A 16,917-nucleotide genomic window follows, 5' to 3' on the forward strand; every position below is an offset into this window, starting at 1 on the left:
TGGTTGTTCTGTTGGGTGTCAGGCCGATTGGGGGTGTCGTGTGTGCCAGTCAGTGACCTGCTGGAAGGCATGCCCGGCTTGCACCAGTAAGGCTTCATCCAGGTGCCGCCCAACCAGCTGAAAGCCTACCGGCAGACCTGTGTCCGTAAAGCCTCCCGGCAGGGTGATCGTGGGACTGCCGGACATATTGTAGGGCGCTGTATAACGTAACGACTCGTTCATGGTCTGCGGGTCACGCAGCAGGCGGTTATAGCGTTCAATCGTGGGATTGCTGAACGGGTGCACCGGCACCAGCAGTAAATCGAATGCCTCAAAGAGTTTGCGCAGATCGCCGGCGAACATGAGTCGGGTGTGATGCATTTTCATCAGGTCGGTGGCGCCCAGGCGCCGGCCAGCTTCGATCAGTCCCGCAAGCACGGGGCCATAGTCGTCCTTGCGTGACGGGTAGGTAGCCTCATGGGCGATGGCTGTCTCTACCGCACAGTACCGGCCCCAGTTATTTCGCATTGCTGCCGAGCTGGGCGGCAACTGGTATTCAGTGACTTTCGCGCCCAGTTCGGTCATCACCCGCCGGGCTTCGTCGATGACCCTGAGTGTCGCCGCATCGCACACCCCGTCCATGTCAGCAGGTGCAACGCCAATCGTCGGTCCCCGCATGCCCTTGTCAATATTAGCCAGGTAATCCGGCACCGGAGTGGGGAGGCTTGTGGGGTCACGGGGATCTTCCCCGGCCATGGCGCCCAGCATGGCGCCGGCGTCGGCGGCTGAACGGGTCATGGGGCCGATATGATCCAGGGAGTCTGCCAGCGCCAGCACTCCATGTCGGCTGACCCGGCCCCAGGTTGGTTTCAGTCCGGTCAGCCCATTGGCGCCGGACGGGTAGCGGATGGAACCGCCGGTATCCGTGCCGACGGCGCCATAGCAGAGGCCCGCCGCCGTAGCGACCCCGGAACCACTGGACGACACGCCGGACCAGTATTCATCGCCCCAGGGATTGAGGGGGGCGGGTATGTCCGGATGGTGGGCCCCAAAGGCTCCTTCTGTCATCTGCAGTTTTCCAAGCATAACAGCGCCCGCGTCTGCCAGTCGGCGCACCACGGTCGCGTCTTCGTCAGGTATGTAGTCGGAGAGCACCTTTGTGCCCCAGGTGGTGCGGATCCCCGCGGTCCTGCACAGGTCCTTCAACCCAACCGGAACGCCGTGCATTGGTCCCCGGAATTCTCCCCGCGCCATTTCCTGCTCTGCCTGCCGGGCCTGCGCCAAGGCCTTGTCGGCGGTTACTGTGACAAAGCTGCGCAGGTGAGGGTCCAGCTTCTCGATCCGCTCCAGCATCAGCCGGGTGACCTCAACAGGGGAGAGCTCGCGGGACCGGTAGGCTTTGGCCAGCTCGGTCATGGTGGCGAATTCGGGATTGTTCAGGGGCATTGTCTGACCTTCTGCTTGTTGGGTTATTACCGGTCCGATCAGGGAGGGCCAAATGTAAATCTTCGTCAAACCGGCTTGAAGGTTGCTAACTATCTGCTGATACTCGCGCCCCTTCAAATATCCACAACCTTAAAGGGATGTACACGTGAAAACCAGAACGCTTTTGATCACCGCCACGACTCTCCTGGCCTTTGCTGGCCATGCCAATGCTGCAGACGGTGGAACCGGTTATTTTGGGCTGTCTTTCGGGCAAGCGAAAGTGAAAGACTTTTGCGACAGTGCGCTTGATTCCTGCGATGACACGGCGTTCACCGGACGTATCCATGGCGGTGTTCAGCTCAATGGTTATACGGATATCGAGTTCGGATATCGCTATATGGACGATGTGGATGCTTCTGTCAGTGCGCTAGGCATCACTGCCGCAGCCGAGGCAAACGGTCATTTTGCTGATGCCACGTTGCAGCTTGGAATCCCCGGAACAGGACCATTTCAGGTTTTTGCCAAAGCTGGCGCCATGTATTGGCTGATTGATTACAATGTCAGCGCTACCAATGGATTGGCTCGGGTTTCTGATTCCGACAAAGAAGATGGTGTCGCTCTGCGTACAGGTCTCGGCGCGCGGTACGATATCAACCAGGACATCAGCCTGCGGGCAGACTGGGATTACCTCGTTGATGTTGGCAACGACGACATCGGCGAGACCGATATCCAGGTCTTCAGTTTCGGGCCTGAAGTCCGGTTCTGATCCGTCCGCGCCATGCTCCGCCTGGCTGAGATCCGGCTCAATTTGCGGCCAATAGCCAGGCAGCGGTATCATACTCGGCACAAATTGTTCCAAACACTATAAAAAGAAAAGCAGATCAGCATATCGCTGATCTGCTTTTCTTTTTTTGTTTCAGGGGCAGACTATCTGAACTACCTGTGGCGGAGACGTTGTCCGTCGCTGACCAATAGGAGGCATTCGTGTCCAACGGGTTAAGCAAGTTTTTCCGCCCCCTTCTGCAGTTGGGTCTGATCCCTCAGATAACGATCGGCATCATTGCCGGGGTAGCGCTGGCGCTGATTTCGCCCGAGACTGCCAAGTCTTTTTCCATCCTGGGTCAGTTGTTTATTTCGGCGCTGAAGGCAGTCGCTCCCATCCTTGTATTCGTGCTAGTGGCAGCCGCCATCGCGGCCCATGAGAAGGGACAGCCCACGCATATCCGTGGAGTTCTGGTGCTATATATCGTTGGCACCCTCATCGCTGCCCTGGTTGCGGTTGTTGCCAGTTTTATCTTTCCGACAGAGCTGACGCTGGATATGCCGGAGGTACGCGGCGAGCCACCGGGAAGCATTCTCGAAATCCTGCGGGACCTGCTGCTGAGTATGGTCGCTAACCCGGTTACCGCGCTGATGGAAGGCAACTTCATTGCCATACTGGCCTGGTCTGTGGGGCTGGGTTTCATGCTCCGACAGGCCAATGAGGCCACCAGCAAGGTGCTGAACGATCTTTCAGATGCCGTTTCGGGTATTGTTCATATTGTCATTCGCTTTGCGCCGTTGGGTATTCTGGGCCTGGTGGCCAACACTCTGGCTGAGACAGGTATAGGGGCCCTGCTGGAATATGGCCGGCTGCTGGGCGTTATTGTCGGTTGCATGCTCTTTGTGGCATTGGTGACCAACCCGCTGATCGTGTTCCTGAAAACCCGCCAGAACCCTTTCCCCCTGGTCTTTGCCTGTTTGAGGGGGAGTGCGATCACAGCGTTCTTTACTCGCAGCTCCGCCGCGAATATTCCAGTTAACATGGAGCTGTGTGAACGGCTAAAGCTCGACCCGGACACCTACAGCATTTCTATCCCGCTGGGTGCGACTATCAATATGGCGGGCGCAGCGATCACCATTTCCGTCATTACCCTGGCCGCTGCCAATACGCTGGGCATCCCGGTGGACTTTGCTACGGCACTGCTGCTGTGCGTCGTGTCAGCCCTGGCGGCCTGCGGGGTTTCCGGTGTTGCTGGCGGGTCGTTGCTGCTGATTCCGCTGGCGACCAGCCTGTTCGGTATTTCTACGGAAGTTGCCATGCAGGTGGTCGCCATTGGCTTTGTGATCAGCGTTGTCCAGGATTCGACGGAAACGGCCCTGAATTCGTCTACCGACGTACTGTTCACCGCTGCCGCCTGTCGAGCAGCCGAGCGCAAAGAGGGGTAATCAGGCGATGGCACGCAACCTGGTCTTTATCGGCATGCCCGGCAGCGGCAAGAGCACCGTAGGTGTGCTTGTGGCCAAGCGACTGGGAATGGGCTTCGTGGATACCGATCTGCTGATCCAGCAGGAGTCGGGGCGCACATTGCAGGAAATCGTCGACCAGGACGGCTACCAGGCTCTGCGAAAGATAGAGGAGCAGGTGCTCCTGAAACTTACCGTCGATAACCACGTCATCAGCACCGGCGGCAGTGCGGTATACAGCGACGCCGCCATGAAACACCTCAAAGTCAATGGAACCGTGGTCTTCCTCGACATCCCCCTGGATGTTGTCGTCGAGCGCATCGGTGATTACAGCCTGCGAGGCATTTCCCGACGGCCTGATCAATCCCTGTCCGAGCTGTTTGAGGAACGCTTTGCGCTGTACACCCGCTACGCGGATGTAACGGTGAATGGGGCGGGCCTTACTCATGATGAGGTGTGTGAGGCGGTGCTTTCGGCAGTGAGCTGAGAGAGTCGTTTCTGACCTGACCCAGATCAGTAAAAAATTGACGCAGAGGTATAAAGTAATCCGCCGTACGGCCGTCAATTCTGTAGTTGCTCACTGATCCCGGGACCCCATGAAAAAACAATACTCCATCCGTTTCCTGTTACTTGCCGCGTTGGCCCTCGCCTTTACCGTCATCCTGGTGTTTACCCTGGCCTACAGCTCCTGGTCCCAGCAGGCGCACCTCGAGGAGTTCAGTCACAAGTACGTAGATAACCTGGCCAAGTCCTATTTCGACGGCCTGAATACGATGATGGTGACCGGCACCATCGGCAACCGGGAAGTGCTCCGCAATAAGGTAACGGCACCGGAGGATGTGCTGGATGTGCGGGTGATCCGCAGTGATCAGCTTAACGCCATGTACGGTGCCGGCAACTCCGATGAGCAGCGGCGGGAGCCTGAGGATCTGCGCGCGCTGGACGGTGAAAAGGTTGAGTTGTACAGCGAGAACGAGCAGGGCCGTGTTTTCACCATGATTGAGCCTGTGGTCGCCAGCGAGAACTATCAGGGTGTCAATTGCCTTGGTTGCCACCAGGCGCAGGAAGGGGATGTGCTTGGGGCCATTCGTGTGGACTACTCCCTGGCGGCGAGTGACGCACGACTGCAGCAGCAGTTGATGGTGAACGGTGGCATTCAGGTACTGATTTTTCTGGTGATCTTCCTGCTTACCACCGTCTTCCTGGGGCGGCTGGTGTTTTCGAGGCTCCAGGGCTTGCACGATCGGATGGACGAGATTTCCCGTAATTCCGATCTCTCGCTGGAGCTTGAGGTGACCCGCAATGATGAGATCGGCTCCGTCTCCCGTGCCTTCAACCGCATGGTGAGCAAGATTCGCGAGAGCATGAATACGGTTATGGACAGCGCTGCCCGAGTGGAGACCGCTGCCCGTGCCATCGCCGCGAAGGCAGAAACCACCGAGCGTGAGGTGCTGGCCCAGAAAGACAATACCGACCAGGTGGCCAGTGCCACCACGGAGATGGCCGCTTCCGCGGTCCAGGTCCGCGAAAACGCCGTTTCCACTGCACGCAAGTCCGCCGACACTACCCGGTCTGCCGAGAATGGCGAGGGCCTGGCGCGCAAGGCCGTGGAAGGTATTGAGTTGCTCAACACGGAAGTACAGGAAGGTGCCCACCGCATCGGGCAACTGGACCAGCGCACGACGGAAATGGCCACCCGCCTGGAACTGATCTCCGAGATCGCTGACCAGACCAACCTGCTGGCCCTGAACGCTGCCATTGAAGCCGCCAGGGCAGGGGAGCAGGGCCGTGGCTTCTCGGTGGTGGCGGATGAAGTGCGAGCGCTGGCTTCTCGTACCCAGGATTCCACCGAGGAGATTCGCCGCACGATTGAAGGGCTCAAGAAGGAAGTGGTGGAGTGCGTGGGTACCATGCGCCATGCCTCAGAGATGGCCCAGCAACAGGTTGACGCCATACTGCGGGTGGAAAAGGAACTTCAGACCATTGCCACCGAGGTGCGCGAGATCACCGGTCTGAATGAACAGATGGAAAACGCGGCCAACGAGCAGAGCGAGGTCTCGGACTCCATCAACCAGAATGTGATCGAGATCAGCCGCTCGGCAGAGCAGACCTCCAGTGACGCCCAGGAAACTGCCCGTATCGCCGGTGACCTGCTGGCCATGGCAGAAACCCTGCGCAAGACCATCGAACAGTTCCGGTTGTCGCAGTCCTGACCTCCGGTCCAGTCACGCATCCTGCGTGGCCGGTCTCCCGGACCCTTTGATCAGAAAGCGGTAGCGGCAAGGTAACCGGTATAACCGATAAAGACAGCCAGCATCGCCGCCCCCTCAAACCGGTTGATCCGGCCAGGTCCACGAAAGCCATACCCCAGCACGAACAATCCGATGGTCAACAGCACCATGACCGGCAGATCCCGGGTCAGTACGTCGCCGGCGACGGCCATGGGTGAAATCGTTCCGGCGATGCCCACCACCGCCAGGGTGTTGAACAGGTTGGAGCCCAGGATATTGCCCAGAGCCAGGTCGTGCTCACCCTTGCGGGCCGCGATGATCGACGAGGCCAGCTCCGGCAGGGACGTGCCTATGGCCACGATTGTCAGGCCAATGACCAGGTCGCTCACCCCAAAAGCGGTGGCCAGGTCAACCGCCCCCCACACCAGGATCCGGGAGCTGATGATCAGCACTACCAGCCCGGCCACCAGCCAGATCAACGCCTTGCGGATCGGCATGGAGTGGACCCCCAGCTCGGTTGAGACGTCCGCTGCCATGGAGTCAGAAGGGCTTCGAAGACCAGACCAGATGCTCCAGCCTATCAGCACTAAAAATACCCCGATCAGGACAGCGGCATCCATGCGACTGAGCTCGCCATCAAACAGTTGCCAGCCAGCAAACAACGTCACAACTGTGAGAATGGGCAGTTCTTTGCGCATCACCTGGGAGTGCACCGCAATAGGTGCCAGCATTGCGGTGATACCCAGTATCAGCGCAATGTTGGTGATGTTTGAGCCATAGGCGTTGCCAAGGGCTAGCCCCGGATTACCCTGCGATGCGGCAAGGGCAGACACCACCATTTCCGGCGCGGACGTGCCGAAGCCCACTATCACCATGCCAATCAACAGTGGCGGCATGCCAAAATGAGCGGCCGTGGCAGAAGCGCCTCCAACAAAACGGCCGGCACTCCAGACCAGCAACACCAGTCCGGCAACAACAGCAATCAGGGCAATCAGCATAGTTCGGAACTCCCGTGTCCAGCGCAGTGGATTGCACGGTATTGACCGGCTAGATGCAATTAGCAAGTTTTACCTATGCCGGATTTGGGCGGAGTTGCCGCCATCAACTCAGCTGAAGTGACTTCGAGTAGAAGACCCTGGAAAGGGTAGTTCGACAATAATCCGGGCGCCATGCAGGTAACATAGACGATGGATCACCTCCCTTTCTCTCAGGGAGGTTGCACAAATCAAGAGCACCAACTATGAGTTAAGCAAACTTGGTGAGATGCTCAGCGCTTGGGTTGCCCGTGAAAAGAATTATCCCTTTAGACCGTCTGGGGTCATTGCCCGAAGGGCTAGCAAGTCTCTCTGCGCAAGGCGTCCTTCAAAATCGACAGAAATTCGGTACCAACATAATCGTTGAAGCGCCTGGCGGCGGCTGGTCAGCCCTGGTCAAGGATACGCTGCGGGATCCGATGCTGTGGTTTCTGCTGGGCACGAGCATCCTTTTTTTTCTGACCGGTAGCCGTACTGAATCGCTGGTGCTGGCGATTGCGCTGATTCCTTTTCTTTGCATGGACGCATACTTGCACCGTCGCACCCAGGCTTCCACCGCCACGCTAGCCGACCTGTTGGCTGCACGGGCCACCGTTGTACGGCAAGGGCAGAGGGAGGTAGTCGACGCGAGGGAGCTGGTGCCCGGCGACCTGGTGGAGGTCTCCGGTGGCCAGCCATTCCCGGCGGATGGTCTGTTAGTCTCTGTTGAATCGGCGCAGGTTGATGAATCGGCGCTGACCGGGGAAGCCTACCCGGTGCGCAAGGTAGCGGCTTGCTCGAGCTGGGTTCCCGGTAAGGATATGGCCCTCGATGATTCGGCCTGGGGGTTTGCGGGAACCCGTATGCTTACTGGCAACGCCTACCTTCGGGTTGTATTTACCGGTCGGGAAACATTATACGGTGAGATCGTACATACCGCCCTGGCTCATCCGCTCCCGGTCGAAGGTAGCTCTCGCGAACGTTTGCTGACGATGGCCTGTCTGGCGTCACGTCGCGACTCTGGTGACCCACTGGACGATGCCCTGTTTCAAGCCTCCGGCTGTGACGATGAGCCAACAGTCCTCGCCAGTTTTCCGTTCACAGAGGCTCGGAAACGTGAGACCACGGTTGTTGAGCAACAGGGCAAGGCAATGGCCCTGGTTAAGGGGGCGCCGGAGACAGTGCTTTCCATGTGTACTGTATCAACGACCGAAATGACCAGTTGGCAAACACAGGTAGGCCAGCTTGCAGCGGAAGGTCACAAGGTGCTCGCATGCGCCTGGCGAACAACGATGTAACAGCCATACGTGCTGTCGATGTGGTCGCCCGCGCCATTCCAGCACAAAAGCACGCATTGGTGCAGCATCTGCAAGCCCAGGGAGAACTCGTTGCAGTAACGGGGGACGGCGTGAACGACGTGCCAGCACTGAAGTGCGCCGATATTGGCATTGCAATGGGGGAGCGGGGGACACGCGCAGCGAGGGAAGTGGCTTCCATCGTGCTGATGGACGACAATTTCCGAACCATTGTGGATGCAATCGCGGAGGGGCGGCAGCTCTTCAATAATCTTCAGCAGAGTTATCAATACCTGCTTATGATTCACATCCCGCTTGTTCTGACTGCCGCGTTGATTCCGTTGATGGGTTTCCCGATTCTCTACTTGCCGATCCACATTGTCTGGCTTGAGTTGATTATTCACCCGACGGCGCTACTGGTTTTTCAGAATGCCGCCCAACATGATTCCCTTCGATCCCACCCATCAAGACGCGTGAAGCATTTTTTTGATGCTCGTCAGACGGTCATCATCGGCTTTACCGGATTACTTGTCACGGTGTTGGTCTACTGGAGTTATGCTCGAAGCCTGGGTTTAGGTCGCGACATCGAGCATGCGAGAGCAATGGCACTCGCCGTACTGATATTCGCTGGTGCGGGTCTTACTGCGGCATTGAGCAGGTTTCGTGGTATAGCGGCATCAGTAGTCATGGCGGGGGCCCTTCTCTCGGCCTTGATTTTCATTCAGGTGCCGATGCTTTCGACGCTACTGGCACTGCGCCCATTGCATTTCGACGACTGGCTCATTGCTGGACTAAGTGGAGTCTTCGTTGCTCTCCCGGTTGTCTACGATCAATGGGCGAGTGCACGCCTTGGCGGAGATGGAACTGACTGACCTGTTCTTCTCTGCTCTTTATCTATATTGAAAACAATTCATGGCGAGTCCTGGCCTGGCGGGGATAGTGTTTTTAGCTACCGGCATGCTAAAGAACGCAGTCTACGGCGTACCAGTTTCGCGACCGGGACCTTGCACACCTTTGATGGGTAATGCCGCTGAAGGATTGGCTTTTGCTACCGGTTATTTTGCACAAGGCTTATTAGGTGGCTGAGCATTGGCGTGACATTGAGTTGTGACAGATCACACAGTTGAGAGTAAGTGAAGGTTTCACTCAGCAACAAGCTCGGCTTCAAAACCGTCCTGCCGGCCGGTTGCCGGCGATCGTAAATACAAGGTCATGCCGGCACCTTCGGCAATCGCGTCGGCAATGGCCAGGCCAAGACCAGAACCGGAGGTATTGGTATTCGAGCGTTCAAATCGGTTCCGCAACAACTTGAGCTGTTCCGGTGAAATTGTGTGGCCGCCATTTCGCACTATCAGCCTGCCATCTTCACACAGGCTGACTTCCACTGGCTCGTTCGGGGAGCCATGCTTGAGTGCGTTCTCGATAAGGTTACGTACAAGAATGGCGAAAGCATCGGGATCAATGAAGGAATTCACTTCATTTTCCGGCATCGATGTCACGATTCGTCCGGGCGCCTGCTCCTCAAGATCCGAGGCAATCATTGCGAGTATGGGCACAAGATCGTGTTGGTTTTGTGAAAGTGCGCCGCCGCCTTCCGCTTTCGCTAGTTCCAGCAGCTTTCCAGACAACATCGACAGGCTACGCAAAGCCTCTTCAATTTCCGTAACATCCTTTTTGACTTGATCATCGGATATCCTGATTTTCAGTCGCTGCACTTTGGCGAGTGCTGTTGCGAGTGGAGTTCGCAATTCATGGGCACTGTTGGCGGTAAAACTTCGTTCTGACTCAAGCGCACGGTGCAATCGGTCGAGCAGCCGGTTGACGGCAACTGCGATCGGTTGAAATTCGCGGGGTAACTTATCCTCTGCAACAGGGGAAAGATCCCCCGCGCCGCGGGATTCAATGCCTCGTTGAAAATCGACGACCCTGCGAAGGGACAGCCGGACGATCCACCAGACACCCATTAGGCTGACCGGAACCAGCACTATCAGAGGAAAGAGCAAGGCTAGCCCGGCCTCCAGTGCAGATTCCCTCCGATGCGCGAGGGGTTCAGCCACTTCCAGAAAGATTGTGTTACTGACCGCCGACACGCCATATAGCCGGTGTGTCGGCGTGCTTGAAAACCCCTCTTTGGGTGTTGTGCCAAAAACCTCAGGGTTGGCGTCGTGGGAGCGCAACAGGAGATTGCCCTGTGCGTCTCGTACCAGGTAAGTCAGATACTCGTCGTGATCTTTCAGGGCGGGCGCGCGTTGGCTGCCGTTGCCATTCTCCCGGTTCAGGATGTCGGTGACGGCCAACGGCAGTATGCGCTGGGCGGTTTCTTCCAGGGCGCTGTCAAAGACCTCATCCATTTCATGCTGTGCCACAAGTCCGGAAGCGGTAACGCCCAGCAGCCAGAGCAGGGTGACGCCCAGAGTCAGGCCAATACCGAGAGTTTTTTGCAGGCTGTTTCTAGTGGCCATGAGTGTCCAGGCGATAGCCCATTCCCCTAACGGTGACGATCGTGTCCCGCCCCAGTTTTTTTCGCAAGCGACTGATATAAACCTCAATCGTATTGCTTTCGATCTCGGCTCCGAAGGCGTAAAGGCGGTCCTCCAGTTGCGATCGGGATAGTAGCATTCCAGGCCGTTGGATAAAGCCCTCGAATAAGGCCCATTCCCGGGCCGTGAGTTCTATCGGCAGTCCGCTGCGATGGATTCGATGGTCGCGAAGATCGACCTCCAGCTCACCCAAACGTATGACAGGGTTCGGGTCACCCCGGTACCTTCGGGCTACTGCAGCCACACGGGCTGACAGTTCGGAAAGATCAAAGGGTTTTACCAGATAGTCGTCGGCGCCGGCATTCAGCCCCTCTATTCGGTCAGACACCTGATCCCTGGCGGTAAGAATAATCACAGGCGTTGTTATTCCAGCTGCCCTTAGCCTCCGTAAAAAGCCGAAACCATGGCCGTCGGGCAACATAAGGTCTAGCAGAATCAGGTCGTAGGTTGTGGTCTGAACACTTGCTTCTGCAAAGCCAAGCGTTTGCACCCAGTCCACCGCGTGGCCGTCGTCTGCGATCTGATCCCGAACGGCTTCACCCAATCCCTCCGTATCTTCCACCAACAGTACCCGCATAACCCACCTCTGATCCCGCATTGGGGCCAAGATACTACAGCCGGAACCTGACAACAGCCTGAATGGCTATGAAGGCTGTTATAGCTCTGCGCCGGCGTTCAGCTGGCTGTCAGGTTCGGGGGGTAGCCTTGCTCAGAATATTTCAGGTGTCGGTCGCAGGAGATTTCATGATGCGGATCATTTTGCCTTTCCTTGCGTTGGTTTCAGGCATGTGGGCCTGGAATCTCTCTGCGGGCCCGGGAGCCGGCTCCCCTTGGACGGTCTACGACCAGGGCTTACTGCTCAGTGGGTTGTTATCCATTGCCTTCATGTCACTGGCCATGATGCTGGCGCTGCGCCCGGTTTGGCTGGAACGACCACTGGGCGGGCTGGACCAGATCTACCTGACCCACAAATGGGCCGGCATCCTGGCCGTGGTATTCGCAGCAGCTCACTGGCTGATTGAAATGGGCGACGATGTCATAGAGTCAATTTTCGGTGAGGCCGGTAAGTTCGACCAGGATTATTCCGGGTTTATCGACACCATGCGCGATGCCGCGGAAGAGGTAGGCGAATTCGCCGTTTATCTGTTGTTTGCAATGCTGGTTATTACCCTGTGGCGCAAGTTCCCTTACAAATACTGGCGCTATCTGCATCGCGGCACACCAGTGCTTTATTTGTTACTTGCTTTCCATGCGGCGTGGCTCACTCCGTTGCAATGGTGGCAGCAGCCAATCGGTGTGCTGATGGCGATTCTTCTCCTGGGCGGCAGCATTGCCAGCGGGCTTTCCCTGGCTGGTAGAGTCGGCCGGCGTCGCCAGCTTTGCGGCAGGGTCACAGCGATCAAGACCCCGGCTCGGGATGTTACCGAGGTTACCTGCCACATGGGGCCGGCATGGCGCGGACATCGTGCGGGACAGTTTGCTTTTGTGACCTTTGACAGTATGGAGGGGGCGCACCCGTTCACCCTTGCCAGTGCGGATCGGGCAAATGGCACCGTCACGTTTCTTATCAAATCCCTTGGTGACTATACCCGCAATCTCAGCCAAAAAATCAGCGTGGGTCAAACAGTGAAGATTGAAGGCCCCTACGGCCGTTTTAACTTCGACCGACGCAACCGCAAGTCCCACCAGGTCTGGATAGCCGGGGGCATCGGGGTAACGCCGTTCCTGGCCTGGCTTGATGAGCTGGACGGCTGCACCGCCACCGTGCCTGAGGCAGATCTGCATTACTGCACGCGCAACGCAGACCAGGATCCGATGGTGGATCGACTCCGGGTGCTTTGCAGTGACTTTTCCGGCATTAATCTCGAGATTCACGATAGTAGCAAGGGGCAGGCGTTGTCAGCAGATAAGCTGTCCACCAATAGCAGGTCAGCTGCAGAGGTCTGGTTCTGCGGTCCGGCAGGCCTGGGGCAAGCTATCCGAAAAGGCTTGAGGGGTGCACCCTTCCGCCTGACTCGCTTCCATAAAGAAGCCTTCCAGTTCCGCTGATAAGGCCTGGTTTGTTCAGGGTACTGTCAGGTTAGCGTCGTAGAGTGAATGTAACGCAACCGGTAGGAGAAACACCATGAAAACCAAACCCATTGTTCTGAGCCTTTCTTTGCTGCTTATGAGCGGCACTGCTCTGGCCGATGATGACTGCGATGACCCCGTAGCTAATTGGCAGCCCCGTGAAAATCTTCGTGAAAAGCTGGAAGCGGAAGGCTGGACCGTGCACAGAATCAAAGTCGATGACGGCTGCTATGAAGTCAAGGGATTTGATTCCAATGGCGTTAGGGCAGAGGCTTCTTTCGCCCCTGCTTCACTGATGATGATGAGCTGGGAACGCGAAGAAGCAGACGATGATGACCAGGACCCCGGCAAATGGTCCGGAAAGAATGGTCAGGACAACGCCAGAAGACAAATTCCAGGCAACGGTATCGTCAAGGGTCGCCCGACAGTCACCGTTGAGTAAAGGGGCGATTCTGTCCATTTGTTTCAGTATTACGCCGGTTTATCGGAGACAAGTTATGAAAAAGTTCGTTCTGGCTTTCAGTCTTTTCACCGCTCTGGCTTTACCCGCTTACGCCCAGGCCCGTGACGTGACATTCACGACCGAGTTACAGAGTTACAACGGCGATGGAGCCTATCTGGCTCTGTATCTTACGGATGCGGCCGGCGAGTACCAGGGCACCCTTTGGGTTTCGGGTAAAAAATCAAAATACTACAAGCACTTGGGTGGCTGGGCCCGCGGCAGTGGACTAAATCCGGCGGAGTATGATGGCCTGACCGGTGCCAGTGTCACCAGTGGCCGCACCCTTAAAATTACACTGAACCTGGATGATTCGTTGATCGACAACGGCTATGAGGTCCGGGTTGACTCTGCCGTTGAGGATATGCGCGATATCAGGGCAGATGTCGTGGCCCCTCTGACCACGGAAGGTTCGGGCAAGCCGGTTTCCGGGCGCGGGTATGTGCGCTCTCTCACCTACGATCTTCAATAAGCCGGCAGGAGTTAACACCATGTTGCGCAAGTTTCACGGCTTACCGGGCCTGTTTGCAGGGCTGTTTCTGATAGTCCTCTCAGTTACGGGTGCTGTGTTGGCTTTGGCACCTGCGCTCGATAGAGCCTCCGCGGTCATTCCAGGTGCCGGCCAAGTCAGTGTTGCCGAGCTGGCTGGCCGGATAGTTGCCCATTACCCGCAGACCGAACAGATTGTCCGGACCTATTCCGGCAACGTCATCGTTTATTACAGCCGAGATGGCCAGGCCGGTGCGGACCTGGTTAACCCACTGACTGGTGAGGGCATTGCACCCTACGGGTCCTCGGCTTTTTTCGGCTGGGTCAAGGACCTGCATCGCGCGTTTATGCTGGATGATGCTGGAAGGGCGATGGCCGGAGTACTCGCTGTTTTTATGCTTATTCTGTGTATTTCAGGAATGTTTTTGCTGGCCCGACGTACCGGTGGCTGGGCGAATTTGTTAAGGCCGCTTTCCGGCTCTGGCAGTAAACGAATTCATGCCGAGCTAGCCCGGTTTGCCGTACTGGGCTTGTTGTTATCGGCTCTGACCGGCACCTTTATGTCGGCTCAGCGCTTTGGTTTGCTGCCGGAAGCGCCCGAAATCGGGCCGAGGTTTCCGGCTGAGGTCTCGGGCGGACAACCTGCCCCGGTGGGTAGTTTGAAAGCGCTCGGTAATGTTGATCTTGGCGGACTTCGTGAACTGGTGTTTCCCTATCCCGGTGACCCACAGGATGTTTATTCCCTGACAACTTCAGGCGGCTCTGGTTTTGTGGATCAGGCTACGGGCGAGTTGCTGCAGTACCAGCCACTAGCTAAGGGCAGCGTGGTGCAGCAGTGGATTGTGAGTTTGCACACTGGCGAGGGGTTATGGTGGCTGGGCCTGATTCTCGGGGCTGCCGCACTGATCGTGCCGGTACTTTCGGTGACCGGAATAACCATCTGGTGGCAACGCCGCCGCTCGTCAGGGAAGTTGCCTGACAATATCGGTGCCGCCCGGGCGGATACAGTTATCCTGGTAGGCTCTGAAGGGAACACCACCTGGGGCTTTGCCCGGGAACTGCATGCCAGTCTGGGCAAGGTGGGATTCAAGGTGCATTGTAGTGAGATGAATGCCCTGGCTGAGCATTATCCACAGGCCTCCAGGCTTTTCGTGCTGACCTCCACTTACGGTGATGGCGATGCACCCGCCTCGGCCCGGCGCTTTATGGCCAGGCTTGATAATTTCCGCCCCGGCAAAGCCCTGACTTTCGCGGTACTGGGCTTTGGTGACCGCCAGTTTCCCAACTTCTGCAAATTTGCGGTAGATGTGGATAAGGCGCTCGCTGGTAAAGGGCTGAAGCGTCTGCACAGCATTGAGCGGATTGATCGGTGCTCCACTTCACAATTCAGCAAATGGGGAGACAAAATCGGTCAGACTATCGGGACATCGCTTGGGCTGGATTACAACCCGTTGCCGCCAGCCTCGGTAGAGTTGGAATTAGTAGAACGGGCGGATTATGGCCTCTCTGTGGAGGCGCCTACCAGCATCCTGCGTTTCAAAGTGGTTGAGCAGGGCGGATGGAGAAGGTATGTGCCCGGCAACCGTAAGACACCTTCATTTGAAGCCGGTGACCTGCTCGGCGTTGTGCCCCCGAACGGGCAGGCTCCGCGGTTTTACTCATTGGCTTCCTCTGCCACAGACGGTGTTGTGGAGATATGCGTGCGCAAGCAGCCTCGAGGGCTTTGCTCCGGCTATTTGTATGAGTTGAAGCCAGGCAATCGAATCAGTAGCTTCATTCGCCATAACCCGGGCTTCCGACCGGCAACCGGTAGCAACCCGGTGATATTGATTGGCGCCGGTGCCGGGATTGGGCCACTGGCCGGTTTTATCAGGAAGAATGCCAGTCGCAATCCCATGTACCTGTATTGGGGCGGGCGTAGTTCGCAATCGGATTTTCTCTACCAGCCGGAACTGGGTCGTTATCTGGATGACCATCGGCTGACGGCGCTGAATACGGTATTTTCCCGGTCGGACGAACGGGCTTATGTTCAGGATAAGCTAAAACAGGATGAATCGGCGGTGCGCCAGATGGTGAACGCCGGTGCCCAGATTCTGGTATGCGGTGGCAAGGATATGGCCGCAGGGGTAAAGCAGGTCATTGATGAGATTCTGAAGCCGCTGGCAACCGATGTGGAAGCGCTCAGAGCGGATGGTCGATATCTGGAAGATGTTTACTGAAGGGCCCCTTCCTCTTCAACCAGCAACTACCCCGAAGAGCGTCCCTACTCCAGCTGTGAGCGCCATGGCCAATGCGCCCCAGAAGGTGACGCGTCGGGCGGCCAGAAATGCCGGGGCACCGCCCGCCTTCGCTGATAACGAACCCAGTAACGCCAGAAATATTAGTGAACTGACTGAGACCGCCGACATAACCAGAGACGCCGGAACGATCAGAACCATCAGCAAGGGCAGGGCGGCGCCCACGGCAAAGGTGCCAGCTGATGCCAAAGCTGCATGCACAGGGCGTGCAGCCAGGGCCTCAGATATGCCCAACTCGTCCCGTGCATGTGCGCCAAGCGCATTATGTTCCATCAACTGACTGGCAACCGTAGAGGCCAGCTCCGCATCCAGCCCGCGCTTGATGTATATCGCCGTCAATTCTGCCTGTTCAGACTCCGGGTTGTTCTCCAACTCCGTTTGTTCTCGCCTTAAATCAGCGCGTTCGGTGTCGGCCTGAGAGCTGACCGAGACATACTCTCCGGCGGCCATGGACATGGCACCGGCGACGAGCCCCGCGACACCGGCAACCAGGATGTTTTCGGCGCTGGCGCCCGTGGCAGCAACGCCAAGAACAAGGCTCGCGGTGGAGACAATGCCGTCATTTGCACCGAGTACGGCGGCTCGGAGCCAACCTGTCCGGTGGGTTTTGTGCTGTTCCTTATGTTTCATCGCGGGGATCCCATAATCTTCACTGAGTCGACGGTTGATGATCAGTTTTACCAGTGTTCCGGAGCTTGAATAGTAAATGATTCAAGCCTGTCGGGGTGCTTCATGTTTGCATGACTAGGTAAAAGATAGGGTTCTACCCCGTTACTGCGGACATTCCTAAAAAGAGGCACAATGTGCCAAAGGAGTGTTCATGTCCAGACGCAGAAAATATAGCCCAGAGTTC

Annotated in this window: 15 protein-coding genes; 10 read left to right on the top strand and 5 right to left on the bottom strand. The window is 57.1% G+C overall.

Annotated features, from left to right (window positions below; all coding sequences use genetic code 11):
• Positions 1-18: 18 nt before the first annotated feature.
• Entirely contained in the window at positions 19-1,425 is a 1,407-nt protein-coding gene (locus tag BM036_RS06625; protein WP_091849710.1) for an amidase, read from the bottom strand.
• 145 nt (positions 1,426-1,570) lie between these two features.
• On the opposite strand from BM036_RS06625, the gene BM036_RS06630 reads away from it, so the two are divergent.
• The 4 genes from BM036_RS06630 (at position 1,571) to BM036_RS06645 (ending at position 5,843) form a co-directional block, all read left to right on the top strand.
• On the top strand, positions 1,571-2,170 hold the full coding sequence (locus tag BM036_RS06630) for an outer membrane beta-barrel protein (RefSeq protein ID WP_091849712.1): 600 nt from the start codon (positions 1,571-1,573) through the stop codon (positions 2,168-2,170).
• A gap of 218 nt (positions 2,171-2,388) precedes the next feature.
• Complete coding sequence (gene sstT / locus BM036_RS06635) at positions 2,389-3,612, top strand: serine/threonine transporter SstT (protein ID WP_091849714.1); 1,224 nt, start codon at positions 2,389-2,391, stop codon at positions 3,610-3,612.
• Between the two features lie 7 nt (positions 3,613-3,619).
• Positions 3,620-4,117: a shikimate kinase gene (locus BM036_RS06640; RefSeq protein WP_091849715.1), complete on the top strand. Its 498-nt coding sequence runs from the start codon at positions 3,620-3,622 to the stop codon at positions 4,115-4,117.
• A gap of 109 nt (positions 4,118-4,226) precedes the next feature.
• Complete coding sequence (locus BM036_RS06645; RefSeq protein WP_091849717.1) at positions 4,227-5,843, top strand: methyl-accepting chemotaxis protein; 1,617 nt, start codon at positions 4,227-4,229, stop codon at positions 5,841-5,843.
• 50 nt (positions 5,844-5,893) lie between these two features.
• Here BM036_RS06645 and BM036_RS06650 read toward each other — a convergent pair whose 3' ends face one another.
• Positions 5,894-6,859, bottom strand: coding sequence for a calcium/sodium antiporter (locus BM036_RS06650; RefSeq protein ID WP_091849719.1), 966 nt, complete (start codon positions 6,857-6,859; stop codon positions 5,894-5,896).
• 287 nt (positions 6,860-7,146) lie between these two features.
• Between BM036_RS06650 and BM036_RS06655 the strand changes: the two genes are divergently transcribed.
• Both BM036_RS06655 and BM036_RS06660 read left to right on the top strand, forming a co-directional pair.
• The gene (locus BM036_RS06655; protein WP_177186014.1) at positions 7,147-8,172 is read left to right on the top strand and encodes a P-type ATPase actuator domain-containing protein; all 1,026 of its coding nucleotides are present in this window, start codon (positions 7,147-7,149) and stop codon (positions 8,170-8,172) included.
• Positions 8,148-9,041 (top strand): HAD-IC family P-type ATPase, encoded by an 894-nt coding sequence (locus BM036_RS06660; RefSeq protein ID WP_091849723.1) that lies wholly within the window; start codon positions 8,148-8,150, stop codon positions 9,039-9,041. Before BM036_RS06655 ends, BM036_RS06660 begins: the two co-directional genes overlap by 25 nt.
• Positions 9,042-9,311: 270 nt before the next feature.
• On the opposite strand, the gene BM036_RS06665 is transcribed toward BM036_RS06660, so the two are convergent.
• The gene (locus BM036_RS06665; protein WP_091849725.1) at positions 9,312-10,631 is read right to left on the bottom strand and encodes a sensor histidine kinase; all 1,320 of its coding nucleotides are present in this window, start codon (positions 10,629-10,631) and stop codon (positions 9,312-9,314) included.
• Positions 10,621-11,286, bottom strand: a complete 666-nt coding sequence (locus tag BM036_RS06670) for a response regulator (protein WP_091849778.1) — start codon at positions 11,284-11,286, stop codon at positions 10,621-10,623. The genes BM036_RS06665 and BM036_RS06670 overlap by 11 nt, the downstream gene beginning before the upstream one ends.
• Positions 11,287-11,453: 167 nt before the next feature.
• Between BM036_RS06670 and BM036_RS06675 the strand changes: the two genes are divergently transcribed.
• From BM036_RS06675 to BM036_RS06690, 4 genes are all read left to right on the top strand, one after another.
• Positions 11,454-12,758 carry a ferredoxin reductase family protein gene (locus tag BM036_RS06675; RefSeq protein ID WP_091849727.1) on the top strand — a complete coding sequence of 435 codons (1,305 nt, stop codon included), beginning with the start codon at positions 11,454-11,456 and terminating at the stop codon, positions 12,756-12,758.
• 76 nt (positions 12,759-12,834) lie between these two features.
• Entirely contained in the window at positions 12,835-13,221 is a 387-nt protein-coding gene (locus tag BM036_RS06680; RefSeq protein ID WP_091849729.1) for a PepSY domain-containing protein, read from the top strand.
• Positions 13,222-13,276: 55 nt separating this feature from the next.
• Positions 13,277-13,750, top strand: coding sequence for a DUF2271 domain-containing protein (locus BM036_RS06685; RefSeq protein WP_091849731.1), 474 nt, complete (start codon positions 13,277-13,279; stop codon positions 13,748-13,750).
• Positions 13,751-13,769: 19 nt separating this feature from the next.
• A complete protein-coding gene (locus BM036_RS06690; protein WP_091849733.1) occupies positions 13,770-15,986 on the top strand; it encodes a PepSY domain-containing protein in 2,217 nt (738 codons plus the stop codon).
• Positions 15,987-16,001: 15 nt separating this feature from the next.
• Here BM036_RS06690 and BM036_RS06695 read toward each other — a convergent pair whose 3' ends face one another.
• Positions 16,002-16,694 (bottom strand): VIT1/CCC1 transporter family protein, encoded by a 693-nt coding sequence (locus tag BM036_RS06695; protein WP_091849735.1) that lies wholly within the window; start codon positions 16,692-16,694, stop codon positions 16,002-16,004.
• Positions 16,695-16,917 lie beyond the last annotated feature (223 nt).

Origin of the sequence: Marinobacter segnicrescens (assembly GCF_900111555.1) — a bacterium.
GTDB lineage: Bacteria > Pseudomonadota > Gammaproteobacteria > Pseudomonadales > Oleiphilaceae > Marinobacter > Marinobacter segnicrescens.

What these genes read in the sequence shown, in the direction of transcription:
- BM036_RS06625 (WP_091849710.1), bottom strand. Translation starts at nt 1,425, where the DNA reads ATGCCCCTGAACAATCCCGAATTCGCCACCATGACCGAGCTGGCCAAA.
- BM036_RS06640 (WP_091849715.1), top strand. Translation starts at nt 3,620, where the DNA reads ATGGCACGCAACCTGGTCTTTATCGGCATGCCCGGCAGCGGCAAGAGC.
- BM036_RS06645 (WP_091849717.1), top strand. Translation starts at nt 4,227, where the DNA reads ATGAAAAAACAATACTCCATCCGTTTCCTGTTACTTGCCGCGTTGGCC.
- BM036_RS06650 (WP_091849719.1), bottom strand. Translation starts at nt 6,859, where the DNA reads ATGCTGATTGCCCTGATTGCTGTTGTTGCCGGACTGGTGTTGCTGGTC.
- BM036_RS06660 (WP_091849723.1), top strand. Translation starts at nt 8,148, where the DNA reads ATGCGCCTGGCGAACAACGATGTAACAGCCATACGTGCTGTCGATGTG.
- BM036_RS06665 (WP_091849725.1), bottom strand. Translation starts at nt 10,631, where the DNA reads ATGGCCACTAGAAACAGCCTGCAAAAAACTCTCGGTATTGGCCTGACT.
- BM036_RS06670 (WP_091849778.1), bottom strand. Translation starts at nt 11,286, where the DNA reads ATGCGGGTACTGTTGGTGGAAGATACGGAGGGATTGGGTGAAGCCGTT.
- BM036_RS06675 (WP_091849727.1), top strand. Translation starts at nt 11,454, where the DNA reads ATGATGCGGATCATTTTGCCTTTCCTTGCGTTGGTTTCAGGCATGTGG.
- BM036_RS06680 (WP_091849729.1), top strand. Translation starts at nt 12,835, where the DNA reads ATGAAAACCAAACCCATTGTTCTGAGCCTTTCTTTGCTGCTTATGAGC.
- BM036_RS06685 (WP_091849731.1), top strand. Translation starts at nt 13,277, where the DNA reads ATGAAAAAGTTCGTTCTGGCTTTCAGTCTTTTCACCGCTCTGGCTTTA.
- BM036_RS06690 (WP_091849733.1), top strand. Translation starts at nt 13,770, where the DNA reads ATGTTGCGCAAGTTTCACGGCTTACCGGGCCTGTTTGCAGGGCTGTTT.
- BM036_RS06695 (WP_091849735.1), bottom strand. Translation starts at nt 16,694, where the DNA reads ATGAAACATAAGGAACAGCACAAAACCCACCGGACAGGTTGGCTCCGA.